The organism is Pseudomonas sp. THAF187a, assembly GCF_009363395.1.
In the GTDB taxonomy this organism is placed as follows: domain Bacteria; phylum Pseudomonadota; class Gammaproteobacteria; order Pseudomonadales; family Pseudomonadaceae; genus Aquipseudomonas; species Aquipseudomonas khazarica.
In genome coordinates this window covers 4,276,768-4,289,438 of sequence record NZ_CP045349.1, presented here as the reverse complement: position 1 = coordinate 4,289,438, position 12,671 = coordinate 4,276,768, and the positions used below count along the sequence as shown (strand labels likewise).

11 protein-coding genes are annotated in these 12,671 nt (G+C 66.2%); 5 read left to right on the top strand and 6 right to left on the bottom strand.

Annotation, left to right across the window (positions count from 1 at the left end; all coding sequences use genetic code 11):
• Positions 1–16: 16 nt before the first annotated feature.
• On the top strand, positions 17–610 hold the full coding sequence (locus tag FIV02_RS19915) for an HAD family hydrolase (RefSeq protein ID WP_037051763.1): 594 nt from the start codon (positions 17–19) through the stop codon (positions 608–610).
• Positions 611–700: 90 nt separating this feature from the next.
• Here the strand turns inward: FIV02_RS19915 and adeC are convergent, their stop codons facing one another.
• Genes adeC through FIV02_RS19900 form a run of 3 tightly spaced genes read right to left on the bottom strand, consistent with a single transcriptional unit; the run spans position 701 to position 6,423 of the window.
• Positions 701–2,122: an AdeC/AdeK/OprM family multidrug efflux complex outer membrane factor gene (adeC, locus tag FIV02_RS19910; protein WP_037051767.1), complete on the bottom strand. Its 1,422-nt coding sequence runs from the start codon at positions 2,120–2,122 to the stop codon at positions 701–703.
• Complete coding sequence (locus tag FIV02_RS19905) at positions 2,119–5,259, bottom strand: efflux RND transporter permease subunit (protein ID WP_152489592.1); 3,141 nt, start codon at positions 5,257–5,259, stop codon at positions 2,119–2,121. Before FIV02_RS19905 ends, adeC begins: the two co-directional genes overlap by 4 nt.
• A gap of 15 nt (positions 5,260–5,274) precedes the next feature.
• On the bottom strand, positions 5,275–6,423 hold the full coding sequence (locus FIV02_RS19900; RefSeq protein ID WP_152489591.1) for an efflux RND transporter periplasmic adaptor subunit: 1,149 nt from the start codon (positions 6,421–6,423) through the stop codon (positions 5,275–5,277).
• Between the two features lie 180 nt (positions 6,424–6,603).
• Between FIV02_RS19900 and FIV02_RS19895 the strand changes: the two genes are divergently transcribed.
• Positions 6,604–7,233 carry a TetR family transcriptional regulator gene (locus FIV02_RS19895; protein ID WP_037051049.1) on the top strand — a complete coding sequence of 210 codons (630 nt, stop codon included), beginning with the start codon at positions 6,604–6,606 and terminating at the stop codon, positions 7,231–7,233.
• Between the two features lie 3 nt (positions 7,234–7,236).
• On the opposite strand, the gene FIV02_RS19890 is transcribed toward FIV02_RS19895, so the two are convergent.
• The 3 genes from FIV02_RS19890 to FIV02_RS19880 all read right to left on the bottom strand — a co-directional run bounded on the left by FIV02_RS19890 (position 7,237) and on the right by FIV02_RS19880 (position 8,903).
• Positions 7,237–7,419, bottom strand: coding sequence for a hypothetical protein (locus tag FIV02_RS19890; protein ID WP_037051060.1), 183 nt, complete (start codon positions 7,417–7,419; stop codon positions 7,237–7,239).
• 155 nt (positions 7,420–7,574) lie between these two features.
• The gene (locus tag FIV02_RS19885) at positions 7,575–8,591 is read right to left on the bottom strand and encodes a zinc-binding alcohol dehydrogenase family protein (RefSeq protein WP_152489590.1); all 1,017 of its coding nucleotides are present in this window, start codon (positions 8,589–8,591) and stop codon (positions 7,575–7,577) included.
• 18 nt (positions 8,592–8,609) lie between these two features.
• Positions 8,610–8,903 (bottom strand): putative quinol monooxygenase, encoded by a 294-nt coding sequence (locus FIV02_RS19880; RefSeq protein WP_152489589.1) that lies wholly within the window; start codon positions 8,901–8,903, stop codon positions 8,610–8,612.
• Positions 8,904–9,010: 107 nt separating this feature from the next.
• Between FIV02_RS19880 and FIV02_RS19875 the strand changes: the two genes are divergently transcribed.
• The 3 genes from FIV02_RS19875 to FIV02_RS19865 all read left to right on the top strand — a co-directional run bounded on the left by FIV02_RS19875 (position 9,011) and on the right by FIV02_RS19865 (position 12,662).
• Positions 9,011–9,931, top strand: a complete 921-nt coding sequence (locus FIV02_RS19875) for a LysR family transcriptional regulator (protein ID WP_037051043.1) — start codon at positions 9,011–9,013, stop codon at positions 9,929–9,931.
• A gap of 106 nt (positions 9,932–10,037) precedes the next feature.
• Complete coding sequence (locus tag FIV02_RS19870) at positions 10,038–10,421, top strand: DUF2946 domain-containing protein (RefSeq protein WP_037051042.1); 384 nt, start codon at positions 10,038–10,040, stop codon at positions 10,419–10,421.
• An 81-nt stretch (positions 10,422–10,502) separates the two neighbouring features.
• Positions 10,503–12,662, top strand: coding sequence for a TonB-dependent siderophore receptor (locus FIV02_RS19865; protein WP_152489588.1), 2,160 nt, complete (start codon positions 10,503–10,505; stop codon positions 12,660–12,662).
• Positions 12,663–12,671: the final 9 nt, after the last annotated feature.

Sequence of the window (12,671 nt, the reverse complement as noted above, 5' to 3'; positions counted from 1 at the left end):
GCCGGGAGATCCGCTCGTGAAGGCGCTGCGCGAGGCCCGCTACTGGGTATTCGACATGGACGGCACCCTGACCCTGGCGGTGCATGATTTCCCGGCGATCAAGCGGGCGCTGGGCATTCCCGAGGAGGACGACATCCTCCATCACCTGGCGGCCCTGCCGGCGGACGAGGCGGCGGCCAAGCATGCCTGGCTGCTCGAGCACGAGCGTGAGCTGGCCGTGGCGTCACGACCGGCGCCGGGTGCCATCGAACTGGTGCGTGAGTTGAGCGAGCGGGGTTGCCAGCTGGGCATCCTCACCCGCAATGCCCATGAGCTGGCCTTGCTGACGCTGCAGGCCATCGGTCTCGATGACTGCTTTGCCAGGGCGGACATTCTCGGCCGTGACGAAGCCCCGCCCAAGCCGCACCCGGGTGGCCTGCTGCACCTGGCGCAGCGCTGGGCCGTGGCCGCGCAGGAACTGGTGATGGTGGGGGATTACCGCTTCGACCTGGAGTGCGCCCAGGCTGCAGGTGCTCGCGGTGTGCTGGTCAACCTGCCGGACAACCCCTGGCCGGAGCTGACCGAGCTGCATGCGCAGGATTGCGCGCAGCTGCTGGCGCAGTTGCGCTGAGCCCCAAGCGCTTCGGCAAAAAAACGCCCCCGCAAAGACTGCGGGGGCGGCGCGTTGGATAAGGTCGTCCTTGATGCGGGTGACGCGCGATCAATCTTGTGCGGCGGGGCTCCAGCCACCACCCAGGGCCTTGTACAGCTCCACTTCGCTGCTCAGCTGGGCCAGGCGGTCACCGATCAGCTGCTGGCGCACGGCGAACAGCTGGCGCTGGGCGTCGAGCAGGGTCAGGTAGCTGTCCACACCGGTGCGGTAGCGACGTTCGGCCAGCTCGTAGTAGGTCTCGGTGGTTTCCAGCAGGGCGCGCTGGGCGTCCAGTTGCTGGCGGTAGGTGGTCCGCGCCGCCAGGCGGTCGGCGACCTCCTGGAAGGCCACCTGGATGGCTTTCTCGTACTGCGCGACGCTGATGTCGCTCTGCAGCTCGGCGTAGTCGAGGTTGGCGCGCAGACGGCCGGCGTTGAAGATCGGCAGGCTGATCTGCGGCTGGAACAGCCAGGTGCCCGAACCACCGTCGAACAGGCCGGACAGCTGGCTGCTGGCCGTGCCGGCGTTGGCGGTCAGGCTGATGCTCGGGAAGAACGCCGCACGCGCTGCGCCGATGTTGGCATTGGCAGCCTTGAGCTGGTACTCGGCCTGCAGCAGGTCGGGTCGACGTTGCAGCAGGTCGGCAGGCAGGCCCGCAGGCACCTGCTCCAGCAGATCGGCGTCCAGCGCCAGCCCTTGTGGCAGCTCCTCAGGCAGACCGGTGCCGAGCAGCTGGGTCAGGGCGTTGCGGTCCTGGGCGACCAGGCGCTGGTATTGCGCCAGGCTGACACGGGCGCTGTCCACCGCGCTGCGTGCCTGGCTCAGGGCCAGGGCGTCGGCGACACCGACGTCGAAGCTGCGCTGCGTCAGGCGGTAGCTGTCTTCGTAGGTCTTCAGGGTGTCCTGGGTCAGTTGCAGCAGGGCCTGGTCGGCCTGCCACTGCAGGTAGGCGGTGGCGACGCTGGCGACCAGGCTGATCTGCGTGCTGCGCGCGGCCTGCTCGGTGGCCAGGTACTGCTGCAGGGCCTGCTCGCTGAGGCTGCGGATACGCCCGAAGAAGTCCAGTTCCCAGGCATTGACGCCCAGTGTCGCGCTGTACTGCCCGGAGGTGCGGGCCTCGCCGGTCTGGCTCAGGTCACCCGGCAGGCGCTGGCGCGTGCCGCTGCCGTCGGCGGACACCGAGGGCAGCAGGTCGGCGCGCTGGATGCGATACAGCGCGCGGTAGGCTTCGACGTTCAGCGCCGCGACACGCAGGTCACGATTGTTCTCCAGTGCCAGTTGCACCAGCCGCTGCAGGGCCGGGTCACGGAAGAACTCGCGCCACTGCAGGTCGGCGGCGGCGCGGCTGCCTTCGCTGGCCGCGCTGCCGTAGGCCTCGCCCTGCGGCCAGTCGGCCGCGACCGGGGCGTCCGGGCGCTCATAGTCGGGAATCAGGCTGCAGCCACTGAGCAGGGCAGTGGCGACGGCCAGGGACAACAGGGACTGCCTCATTGCAGTACCTCCTTCTCGTTGTTATCGGCCGGCTGCTTTTTCTTCTCGAACAGCGAGCAGACCACGACGTAGAACAGCGGAATCCAGAAGATCGCCAGTACCAGGGCGCTGATCATCCCGCCGATCACCCCGGTACCGATGGCGTGCTTGCTGCCGGCACCGGCGCCACTGGCGATGGCCAGCGGCAGACAGCCGAGGATGAACGCCAGCGAGGTCATCACGATCGGGCGCAGACGCATCCGGCAGGCTTCGATGGCCGCCTCGGCGAGGCCCATGCCCTGCTCGTACTGTGCCTTGGCGAACTCGACGATGAGGATCGCGTTACGCGCCGACAGACCGATGGTGGTGAGCAGGCCGACCTTGAAGAACACGTCGTTGGACAGGTCGCGCAGCTCGGTGAACAGCAGCGCACCGATGATTCCCAGCGGCACCACCAGCATCACCGAGAACGGGATCGACCAGCTCTCGTACAGCGCGGCCAGGCAGAGGAACACCACGATCGCCGAAATCACGAACAGCGCGGTGGTCTGCGAACCGGCCAGGCGCTCCTCGTAGGACAGGCCGGTCCAGGCGAAGCCGACACCCTCCGGCAGTTGCGAGGCGATCTCCTCGACCGCAGCCATGGCGTCACCGGTGCTGTAGCCGGGGGCCGGCGCACCGAGGATCTCCACTGCGGAAACACCGTTGTAGCGCGCCAGCTTGGGCGGACCGTAGGTCCACTCGCCACTGGCGAACGCGCTGAACGGCACCATCTGTCCCTGATCGTTGCGCACGTACCACTTCTTCAGGTCTTCCGGGCTCATGCGCGACTCGGCGGTGCCCTGCAGGTACACCTTCTTCACGCGACCGCGGTCGATGAAGTCGTTGACGTAGCTGGCGCCCCAGGCAATCGACAGGGTGCTGTTGATGTCCGCCAGCGACAGACCCAGCGCGCTGGCGCGTTCGTCGTCGATCAGCAGCTGGTACTGCGGCTCGTCACGCAGGCCGTTGGCCCGCACGCTGCTGAGCACCGGATGCTTGCTGGCCAGCTGGATGAACTTGTCGCGGGCCTGGTTGAGCACTTCGTGACCGACGCCCGCCTGGTCCTGAAGGAACAGGTTGAAGCCGGTGGCGTTACCCATCTCCATCACCGCCGGAGGGGCGAAGGCGAACACCAGGGCATCGCGGAAGCTGAAGAAGTGCATCTGCGCGCGATGCGCCAGGGCGGCGACGCCATTCTCCGCGCCGGGACGTTCGCCCCAGGGCTTGAGCATGATGAAGGCCATACCCGAGCTCTGACCACGGCCAGCGAAGTTGAAGCCGGTCACGGTGAACACCGATTTGACCACGGCGTCTTCGTCCTCGAGCAGGTACTTGCGCATGTCATCGACCACCACCTGGGTGCGCTCGGCACTGGAACCGGCCGGGGTCTGCACCTGGGCGAACAGCACGCCCTGGTCTTCTTCCGGAAGGAAGGCGGTGGGGATGCGCGAGAACATCCACGCCATGATGGCGACGATCACCAGATACAGCAGCAGGTACGGCAGCTTGCGCTTGAGCATCGCCGCCACGCCGCGCTGGTAGGTCTCGGTGCCGCGCTCGAAGGTGCGGTTGAACCAGCCGAAGAAGCCGCCCTTGGCCTCGTGGTGATCACCGTCGATGGGCTTGAGCAGGGTGGCGCACAGCGCCGGGGTGAAGATCAGCGCCACCAGCACCGACAGGGTCATGGCCGAGACGATGGTGATGGAGAACTGCCGGTAGATCACCCCGGTGGAGCCGCCGAAGAAGGCCATCGGCAGGAACACCGCCGACAGCACCAGGGCAATACCGACCAGCGCGCCCTGGATCTGCCCCATGGATTTGCGCGTGGCTTCCCTGGGGGACAGGCCGTCCTCGCGCATCACCCGCTCGACGTTCTCCACCACCACGATGGCGTCGTCCACCAGCAGGCCGATGGCCAGGACCATGGCGAACATGGTCAGGGTGTTGATCGAGAAGCCGAATGCCGCCAGCACGCCGAAGGTGCCCAGCAGGACCACCGGCACCGCCATGGTCGGGATGATCGTCGCCCGCAGGTTCTGCAGGAACAGGAACATCACCAGGAACACCAGCACGATGGCTTCGAACAGGGTCTGCACGACCCCCTCGATGGAGGCCGAGATCACCGGCGTGGTGTCGTAGGGGAACACCACTTCCATGCCGGCCGGGAAGAACGGCTTGAGGTTGTCGATGGTCTCGCGCACTGCCTTGGCGGTATCCAGGGCGTTGGCGCCGGTGGCCAGGCGAATGGCCAGACCGGAGGCCGGCTTGCCGTTGAACTGGGCGTTGATGGCGTAGTTCTCGCCGCCCAGCTCGACCTTGGCCACGTCACCCAGGCGTACCTGGGAACCGTCGCGCTCGACCTTGAGAAGGATCTTGCGGAACTCGTCCGGGGTCTGCAGACGGGTCTTGCCGATGATGGTGGCGTTCAGCTGAGTTCCGGGAGCCGCTGGCAGGCCGCCGAGCTGGCCGGAGGAAATCTGCACGTTCTGCGCCTGGATGGCGCTGCGCACGTCGGTCGGTGTCAGCTGGAAGCTGTTGAGCTTGGCCGGGTCGAGCCAGATACGCATGGCGTACTGGGCACCGAACACCTGGAAGTCGCCGACGCCCTTGGTCCGCGAGATCGGGTCCTGCAGGTTGGAAACGATGTAGTTCGACAGGTCTTCGCGGGTCATGCTGTCGTTGTTCGAAACCACCCCGATGACCATCAGGAAGTTACGTACCGACTTGGTCACCCGGATACCTTGCTGCTGCACTTCCTGTGGCAGCATCGGCGTGGCCAGCTGCAGCTTGTTCTGCACCTGAACCTGGGCGATGTCCGGGTCGACCCCCTGTTCGAAGGTCACGATGATTTCCATGCTGCCGTCGGAGTTGCTCGACGAGCTGACATAGCGCAAACCATCCAGGCCGTTGAGCTGCTGCTCGATGACCTGCACCACGGTGTCCTGCACGGTCTGCGCCGAGGCACCCGGGTAGCTGACGGCGATCGACACCGCAGGCGGCGCGATGCTCGGGTACTGGTTGATCGGCAGCTTGAGGATGGACAGGCCACCGGCGAGCATGATCACCAGGGCGATCACCCAGGCGAAGATGGGCCGGTCGATGAAGAATTTGGACATTCAGTAGTTCTCCGTTCAGCCCTGGCCGTTGCCTGGCTTGGCATCGTCTGCCTTCTGCTCGGTCTTGACGTTGCCCGCCGGCACGGCCTTGACCTCGACGCCAGGCTGCACGAACTGCAGGCCCTCGGTGATCAGACGGTCGCCTTCGTCGAGGCCATCCTCGACCAACCAGGCGCTGCCGACGGTGCGGCTGGCCTTGAGTACGCGCTGCTCGACCTTGTTCTCGGCGTTGACCACCAGGGCGGTCGGTTCGCCGCGCTGGTTACGGGTGATGCCTTGCTGCGGAGCGAGAATCGCCTGCTGCTTGACGCCCGCCAGCAGTTCGGCGTGCACGAACATGCCCGGCAGCAGCAGATGGTCGGGGTTGGGGAACACCGCACGCAGGGTCACCGAGCCGGTGCCTTCGTCGACGGCCACTTCGGAAAACTCCAGGGTGCCTTCGTGGGCGTAGTGGCTGCCGTCTTCCAGTACCAGCTGCACCTTAGCCGAGTTGTCGCCGGCTTTCTGCAGGCGGCCCTCGGCGAGGTCGGCGCGCAGGGCGAGCAGGTCCTTGCTCGACTGGGTGACGTCGACGTAGATCGGGTCGAGTTGCTGGATGGTGGCCATGGCCATGGTCTGGCCGCTGGTGACCAGCGCGCCTTCGGTCACGCCGGAACGGCCGATGCGGCCGCTGATCGGTGCCAGTACCTTGGTGTAGCGCAGGTCGATGCGTGCCTGTTCCAGCGCGGCGTCGGCCTGCAGGCCGGCGGCGCGAGCCTCGTCATAGGCCTGCTGGCTGACGGCCTTGTCGGCGACCAGCAGCTTGTAGCGATCGGCCAGCGACTTGGCGGAAATCTGCGTGGCCTGGGCGCTCTTGTACGCGGCCTCGTACATGGCCGGGTCGATCTGGTACAGCTGCTGGCCGGCCTTGACTTCACTGCCTTCGGTGAACAGGCGTTTCTGGATGATGCCGTTGACCTGCGGGCGGACTTCGGCGATGCGATAGGCCGAGGTGCGGCCCGGCACTTCGGTGGTCAGCGCAAATGGTTGGGGTTGCAGGGTAACCACACCGACCTGAGGGGCTTGCTGAGCTTGTGGTGCGCTGTCTTCCTGACAGCCGGTGAGGCTGAGCAGAGCCAAAGCGACGGCGGAAACCAAGGCGGCGAAGGCTGGCTTCGTGTGCATCTGAAGAAACCTCGTTTTAATTGAAATCAGTACCCGGAGGGCAAAGAGGGGCGAAGGCAAGGGGGTAGGCCGAGAATATACTTACATACGTGAATGTTTGTAAATGCCTAAACCTGCCTGCATACTCTCGTTTGTCCTCCCTGAGTCGGGGGTAATGGCAACAGAAATGCAGGTAGACAGATGGCCAGAAGAACCAAAGAGGAAGCGCAGGCGACACGCGTCCAGATACTCGACGCGGCCGAGCGGGTGTTCCATGCCCAGGGCGTTTCCCGTGCGTCCCTGGCGGAGGTGGCCAAGGAGGCTGGAGTCAGTCGTGGCGCCATCTACTGGCACTTCGAGAACAAGATAGACCTGTTTCAGGCCATGCTCGAGCGCCTGCGTCTACCGCTCGAGGAATTGGCTCGCGCCACCGAGAGCGAGGACGAACCGGACCCCCTCGGATGCATGCGCGAACTGCTGATAAAGGCCCTTACCCGCCTGGCCGAGGATGAGCAGACACGCCGTGCCCATGACATCCTGCGTTACAAATGCGAGTACACCGGAGAGCTGGTCGACCTGCGCGAACGCCTGCAGGCGCTCAGCATCGAATGCGACCAGCGCATCGCCAAGGCCCTGAGCAATGCCGTGAACAAGGGCCAGCTACCGGAGGACCTAGACTGCGAACGTGCGGCCGTTTGCCTGCATGCCTATATGGAAGGCATCGAGGCCAACTGGCTGCTGGTCCCCAACTTCGACCTGGTCGTGCAGGCCCCTGCGCTGATCGACACGCTGATGCACATGCTGCTCAGCCCGGCCCTGCGGCGCAGCTGAGGCTCAGCTCGCCTGGCGGTATGCGGGCAGGTCCGGCAGCTTGTGTGGTGCGCGCAGCCGGGCTTCCAGCTTGGCGACGAACTGGCGTGCTTCCTCTTCACTGCGAAAACTCACGCAATGCTGGTCCAGGCGTACCTGCCAGAGGCAGGCGCCGCCTTGAGCGTGCGGTTGAACGAGAATGTTCATGCTGACCATCTCCTGAGCTGAGGCTTGTGGCAGGAGAGGTCATGCTAGTCCCATCACATGACTGTTTGCTGACGTGGATCAAGGCTTGGCCGTGCCCGGCTGAATAACCGCTGCCCGGTCGCGCCAGGCGCACCGGGGCGGTTGTCTGGCGTCGCTCAGAAACCTTCGAGGACGATCTTGCCCCTGGCCTTGCCACTCTCCAGCAGGGCATGGGCGCGGCGCAGGTTGGCGGCGTCGATGCGGCCGAAGTGCTCGCCCAGGGTGGTGCGCAGCACGCCACTGTCGACCAGGCTGGACACGCGCTCCAGCAGGCGGTGCTGCTCGATCATGTCCTCGGTCTGGTACAGCGAGCGGGTGAACATCAGCTCCCAGTGCAGCGACAGGCTCTTGCGCTTGAGCTTCATCACGTCCAGCGGCTGCACGGGGTCGTCGATCAGCGCCAGGCGGCCCTGGGGCTCCAGCGCCTCGATCAGTTGCTCGTAGTGCTGCTCGGTCTGGGTCAGGCTGGCGACATGGGTCACCTGGCCGACGCCGATGCGCGCCAGTTCCTCGCTCAGCGGCTTGCTGTGGTCGATCACGTGGTGGGCACCCAGTTCGCGCACCCAGGCCTGGGTCTGCGCGCGCGATGCGGTGCCGATCACGGTCAGGCCGGTCAGGCGGCGAGCCAGCTGGGTGAGGATCGAGCCGACGCCTCCGGCGGCACCGACGATCAGCAGGGTCTGGTTCTGGTTGGCCGAGCCTTCGCTGATCTGCAGGCGTTCGAACAGCAGTTCCCAGGCGGTGATCGCGGTCAGCGGCAGGGCCGCCGCGTCGGCGAAGGACAGGCTGCTGGGCATATGACCGACGATGCGCTCGTCGACCACATGCAGCTCGCTGTTGGCGCCGGCCCGGTCGATGGCGCCGGCGTAGAACACCCGGTCGCCCGGCTGGAACAGGCTGACCTCGCTGCCCACGGCCTTGACCACGCCGCTGGCGTCCCAGCCGAGCACCCTGGCGGCGCCGTCCGCTGGCGTGACGCCCTGACGGATCTTGGTGTCGACCGGGTTGACCGAAATGGCGCGGACCTCGACCAGCAGGTCGCGCGGGCCGGGTACCGGCTCGGCCAGTTGCACGTCCTGCAGGGCTTCGGGGTGTTCGGCGGGGAGGGGTTGGTAGTAGGCGACGGCTTTCATGAGGGGCCTCTCGGTGGTTCAGGCAAGACGCTGCAGGGGCAGCAGCTCGATGCTGGCGAGCCGTGCAGCGAAGGTCTGGGTGAAATGCTGGAAGTGCGGCGCATTGCGGTGCAGCTCGAGGGCGGCGTCATCGCGCCATTGTTCGAGCATCACGAACTGCTGCGGGTTGGCCGGGTTTGCGTGCAGTTCATAGCGCTGGCAGCCGGCTTCGGCGTTGCTGGCGACGGCCAGCGCCTGCAGGCCGGCGGCTACGGCCTCGGCGTGGCCCGGCAGGCTGTTGATCGTGGCGATGAGGGTGACTGGGGTGGGCATCGGGGCGCTCCGTTGGCGGTACAGGTGCATGCTCGTTTATTGGTGTGGCGAGAAAAAGAAGCTGCTAGTAGAGTCTCTTTCATTATTTTTTTGAAAGTTGGGCTGCCATGCTGCGTCTCGATGATCTGCACCTGTTCGTTCGCACTGCCGAGACCGGCAGCCTGTCCGCCGCCGCCCGTGTGCTGGACGTATCGCCGGCGGTCGCCAGCGCCGCGCTGAAACGCCTGGAGCAGCAACTGCAGGTGCGCCTGCTGGCGCGCTCCACACGCAGCCTGCGCCTGACGCCCGAGGGCGAGCTGTACCTGGTGCATGCGCGCCTGGCGCTGCAGAGCCTGGAGGAGGGACGCCAGCAGCTGGCCGGCAGCCAGGAGGGCATTCGCGGTGTGCTGCAGCTGTCGGCTCCGTCCGACCTCGGGCGCAACACGTTGCTGCCCTGGCTCGACGAGTTCCAGGGCGAGCACCCGCAGCTGCAACTGCGTCTGCTGCTGGCCGACCGCGTGGCCGACCTGTTTCGCGAGCCCGTGGACATCGCCCTGCGCTATGGCGCGCCGGAAGACTCCAGCCTGGTGGCGCTGCCCGTGGCCCCCGACAACCGCCGGGTGCTCTGCGCCTCACCGGCCTATCTGGCCCGTCACGGGGCGCCACGGACGGTGGAGGAGCTGCATCAGCACAACTGCCTGCTGTACATGCTGCACGGCCGTGTGCACGACCGCTGGCGCTTTCACGACGGCAAGCGCGAAAGCGTCCTGCACGTCAGCGGCGACCGGGTCTGCGACGATGCCGATGTCACCCGCCGCTGGGCCATTGCCGGGCAGGGCGTGGTGTACAAGTCCTGGCTGGACGTCGCCGAGGATGTGCGCGAGGGCCGGCTGCAGGTGTTGCTGCCAGGCTGGCTCGGCGAGGCGACGCCGCTGTATCTCGTGTGTGCCCATCGCGCACAGCTGAGCAAGGCCGTGCACCTGCTGCGCGAGTTCGTGCAGTTGCGTTGCCGGCGGTTGCTGGACGCAGCGCCCTGGCAAGCGTGTTGAGGACGCGCGCGATAGTCGCGGCGGCCTCTGCTAGACTCCCGCAGCAAATGCCTGCGGCAACGCACCGCAGTGTCGTGCTGACATCCTCTGTTTAGAGTCGCGCCCCATGAAACTGGCTCGCAAAGACCGCTCACTGACCGCCTGGGTGCTGTACTTCAGCATTCTGTTCGGTGCGTTCGTCTGCGCGATCAGTCACGGTCAGATGGCCGGCATGCAGCTCAGTGGCCTGGATGGCCAGTACTGCTCCTTCGATGGCAACTTCGGTGCGGGCGCCGACCTCGACGGCTCCGGCATCGTCCCGCCGAACCCCGCGACCGGCACGGGCTGTGCGCTGGGCAGCCTGTTCACGGCGATCATTCTCGCCGCCTTCTTCGGCTTGCTGGGGCTGCTCGCCAGCGACCGCGCAAGGCCGCTGCTGACACTGCACATCCCCCGCACCATCCGCTACCTCTGGCCATCGGCCAACCCCCGCGCCTCACCCCTTTCCTGATCCGCGCCACTCCTGCGTTGCATGCGCTGCGGCCTTGTCTGGCCGGCGCTGTCGTTCTGGTTTTCAGGAAAACAACAGGCTATGTCCAAGTCGTTCTCCCGCGCATCGAGCGCGGTATTGTTGTGCACGTGTTCCCCCATGCTGTGGGCCGAGCAGGCCGTCACGCTCCCCGACACCGAGGTCCGTGCCGCCGCCGCGCCCGCCTCGGCGCTTTCCCTCGACGTAACGGCCGAGAGTGCCTCGCGTCTCGGCCTCACACCGCGGGAGACGCCGGCTTCGGTCAGCGTGGTGACCCGCGAGCAGATCGAGCGGCGCGGCGCCGAGAACACGCAGCAGATGCTCATGGGCGTGCCGGGTGTGGTTGCCGCGGCTCCACCTGGCTTCGCGGGGGCGGTTTCCTGGCGTGGCTTCAGCGGAAGCCAGGTGACGCAGATGTTCAATGGCATCACCGTGCAGTACGACGCGATTGCCGCGCGTCCCGTGGATGGCTGGATCTATGAGCGTGTCGAGGCCGTGGGTGGTGCGTCCGGCTTTCTCAATGGCGCTGGCGCGGTGGGTGGCTCGCTCAACTACGTGACCAAGCTGGCCAGCCGTGACGAAGCCTTCAGCGAGGGGCGAATCCGCTATGGCTCGTTCGACAGCAACGAACTGGCCTACGGCTTCAATCAGCCGTTGGGCGACTACAACCACGTGCGTCTGGATGTCAGCCGCAGCGCCAGCAACGGCTATGTCGACCGGGAACAGCGCGAGGCCTGGACCAGTGCGTTCTCGCTGCTGACGGATTTCACCGAGCAGCTGTCTCACACCCTGGCGCTGGAATACCAGGAAGAGAAAGTCGACAGCCCGTACTGGGGCAGCCCGGTGCTGAAGGGGCGCACGGGCGATCTCAAGGTGGACGAGAGTCGGCGTTTCGAGAACTACAACGTGGAGGACGGGCGCTACGAGCAACGCGTGCGCTGGTTGCGCTCCATGACCGAGTACCGCTTCAGCGACGCGACCCGCGTGCTCAATACGCTGTACCACTACAACGCCCGGCGTGAGTACCGCAACCTCGAGACTTACGCCTATACCGATGCCAGCAACAGCCAGGTGCAGCGCAGCAATGCCCTGCTGCAACGTCATGATCAGGAGCTCAACGGCAACCGCCTGGAACTGCGCCATCAGCACGGGCTGTTCGGGCTGTCGAGCGAATGGGCGGTGGGTGTCGACTACAGCCACAATGTGCAGACGCGCTACCCCCGCTCGGTGTCCGGCCCCTTCGGCGTGGTCGATGCCGAGCACTTCACTCCGGGGAATTTCTTCGACCTGCCGGGGATGAGCCCCGGTTATGCCCGGCAGCGCACCAATCAGGTCGATACCTGGACACTGTTCGTCGAGAACCGCCTGCAACTGACGGAGCGCCTGTCGCTGCTCACCGGGCTGCGTCACGACCGCATCGATCTGGAAGTCACCAACCACCAGGCCGCCACGGCGAGCAACCCGGCGTTCTTCTCCCGCGAATACGAGCCGACCACCGGGCGAGTGGGCTTGATCTACGCGCTCACCCCGGCGGCCAACGTCTACGTGCAATACAGCACGGCGGCCGACCCGCCCGCTGGCATCCTGACCACGGCGAGCCTCAGCCAGGTGCAGGATTTCGACCTGACCAAAGGGCGGCAGCTGGAGGTGGGCAGCAAGTTCGACTTTCTCGCCGGACGAGGGTCGGCAACGCTGGCGGCCTACCGGATCGAGCGGGAGAACCTGGCCACGCGCGACCCCGCGAACCCCGGGCAGACACTGGCGGTCGGCAAGCAATCGACCCTCGGGCTGGAAATCGCCGCGGCGCTGCGGGTCACCCCGCGCCTGCTGGCCGAGGCCAACCTGGCCTGGCTCGATGCCCAGTACGACGCGTTCAACGAGAACGTCGCCGGTCAGTCGGTATCACGCAAGGGCAATACGCCGACCAACGTGCCGGACCAGGTGGCCAACCTGTGGCTGACCTATGACCTGGCGCCACGCTGGCAGGTCGGCGTCGACAGCCGCCACGTCGCCTCCGTGTATGCCGATGCGGCGAACCAGTTGAAGGCGCCTGCCTATACCTTGTTCGGCGCCTTCGTCAGCTATCGGGTCGACGCCGACAGCCGTCTGACGCTGCGCGCGCGCAACCTCACCGATGAGGTGTACGCCAGCTGGGCCAGCAGCGACATGCTGTTCCTCGGGGCGCCGCGCTCGTTCGAGCTGGCCTTGCAGTCGCGGTTCTGACGAGAGCAG

What these genes read in the sequence shown, in the direction of transcription:
- adeC (WP_037051767.1), bottom strand. Translation starts at nt 2,122, where the DNA reads ATGAGGCAGTCCCTGTTGTCCCTGGCCGTCGCCACTGCCCTGCTCAGT.
- FIV02_RS19905 (WP_152489592.1), bottom strand. Translation starts at nt 5,259, where the DNA reads ATGTCCAAATTCTTCATCGACCGGCCCATCTTCGCCTGGGTGATCGCC.
- FIV02_RS19900 (WP_152489591.1), bottom strand. Translation starts at nt 6,423, where the DNA reads ATGCACACGAAGCCAGCCTTCGCCGCCTTGGTTTCCGCCGTCGCTTTG.
- FIV02_RS19895 (WP_037051049.1), top strand. Translation starts at nt 6,604, where the DNA reads ATGGCCAGAAGAACCAAAGAGGAAGCGCAGGCGACACGCGTCCAGATA.
- FIV02_RS19890 (WP_037051060.1), bottom strand. Translation starts at nt 7,419, where the DNA reads ATGAACATTCTCGTTCAACCGCACGCTCAAGGCGGCGCCTGCCTCTGG.
- FIV02_RS19885 (WP_152489590.1), bottom strand. Translation starts at nt 8,591, where the DNA reads ATGAAAGCCGTCGCCTACTACCAACCCCTCCCCGCCGAACACCCCGAA.
- FIV02_RS19880 (WP_152489589.1), bottom strand. Translation starts at nt 8,903, where the DNA reads ATGCCCACCCCAGTCACCCTCATCGCCACGATCAACAGCCTGCCGGGC.
- FIV02_RS19875 (WP_037051043.1), top strand. Translation starts at nt 9,011, where the DNA reads ATGCTGCGTCTCGATGATCTGCACCTGTTCGTTCGCACTGCCGAGACC.
- FIV02_RS19870 (WP_037051042.1), top strand. Translation starts at nt 10,038, where the DNA reads ATGAAACTGGCTCGCAAAGACCGCTCACTGACCGCCTGGGTGCTGTAC.
- FIV02_RS19865 (WP_152489588.1), top strand. Translation starts at nt 10,503, where the DNA reads ATGTCCAAGTCGTTCTCCCGCGCATCGAGCGCGGTATTGTTGTGCACG.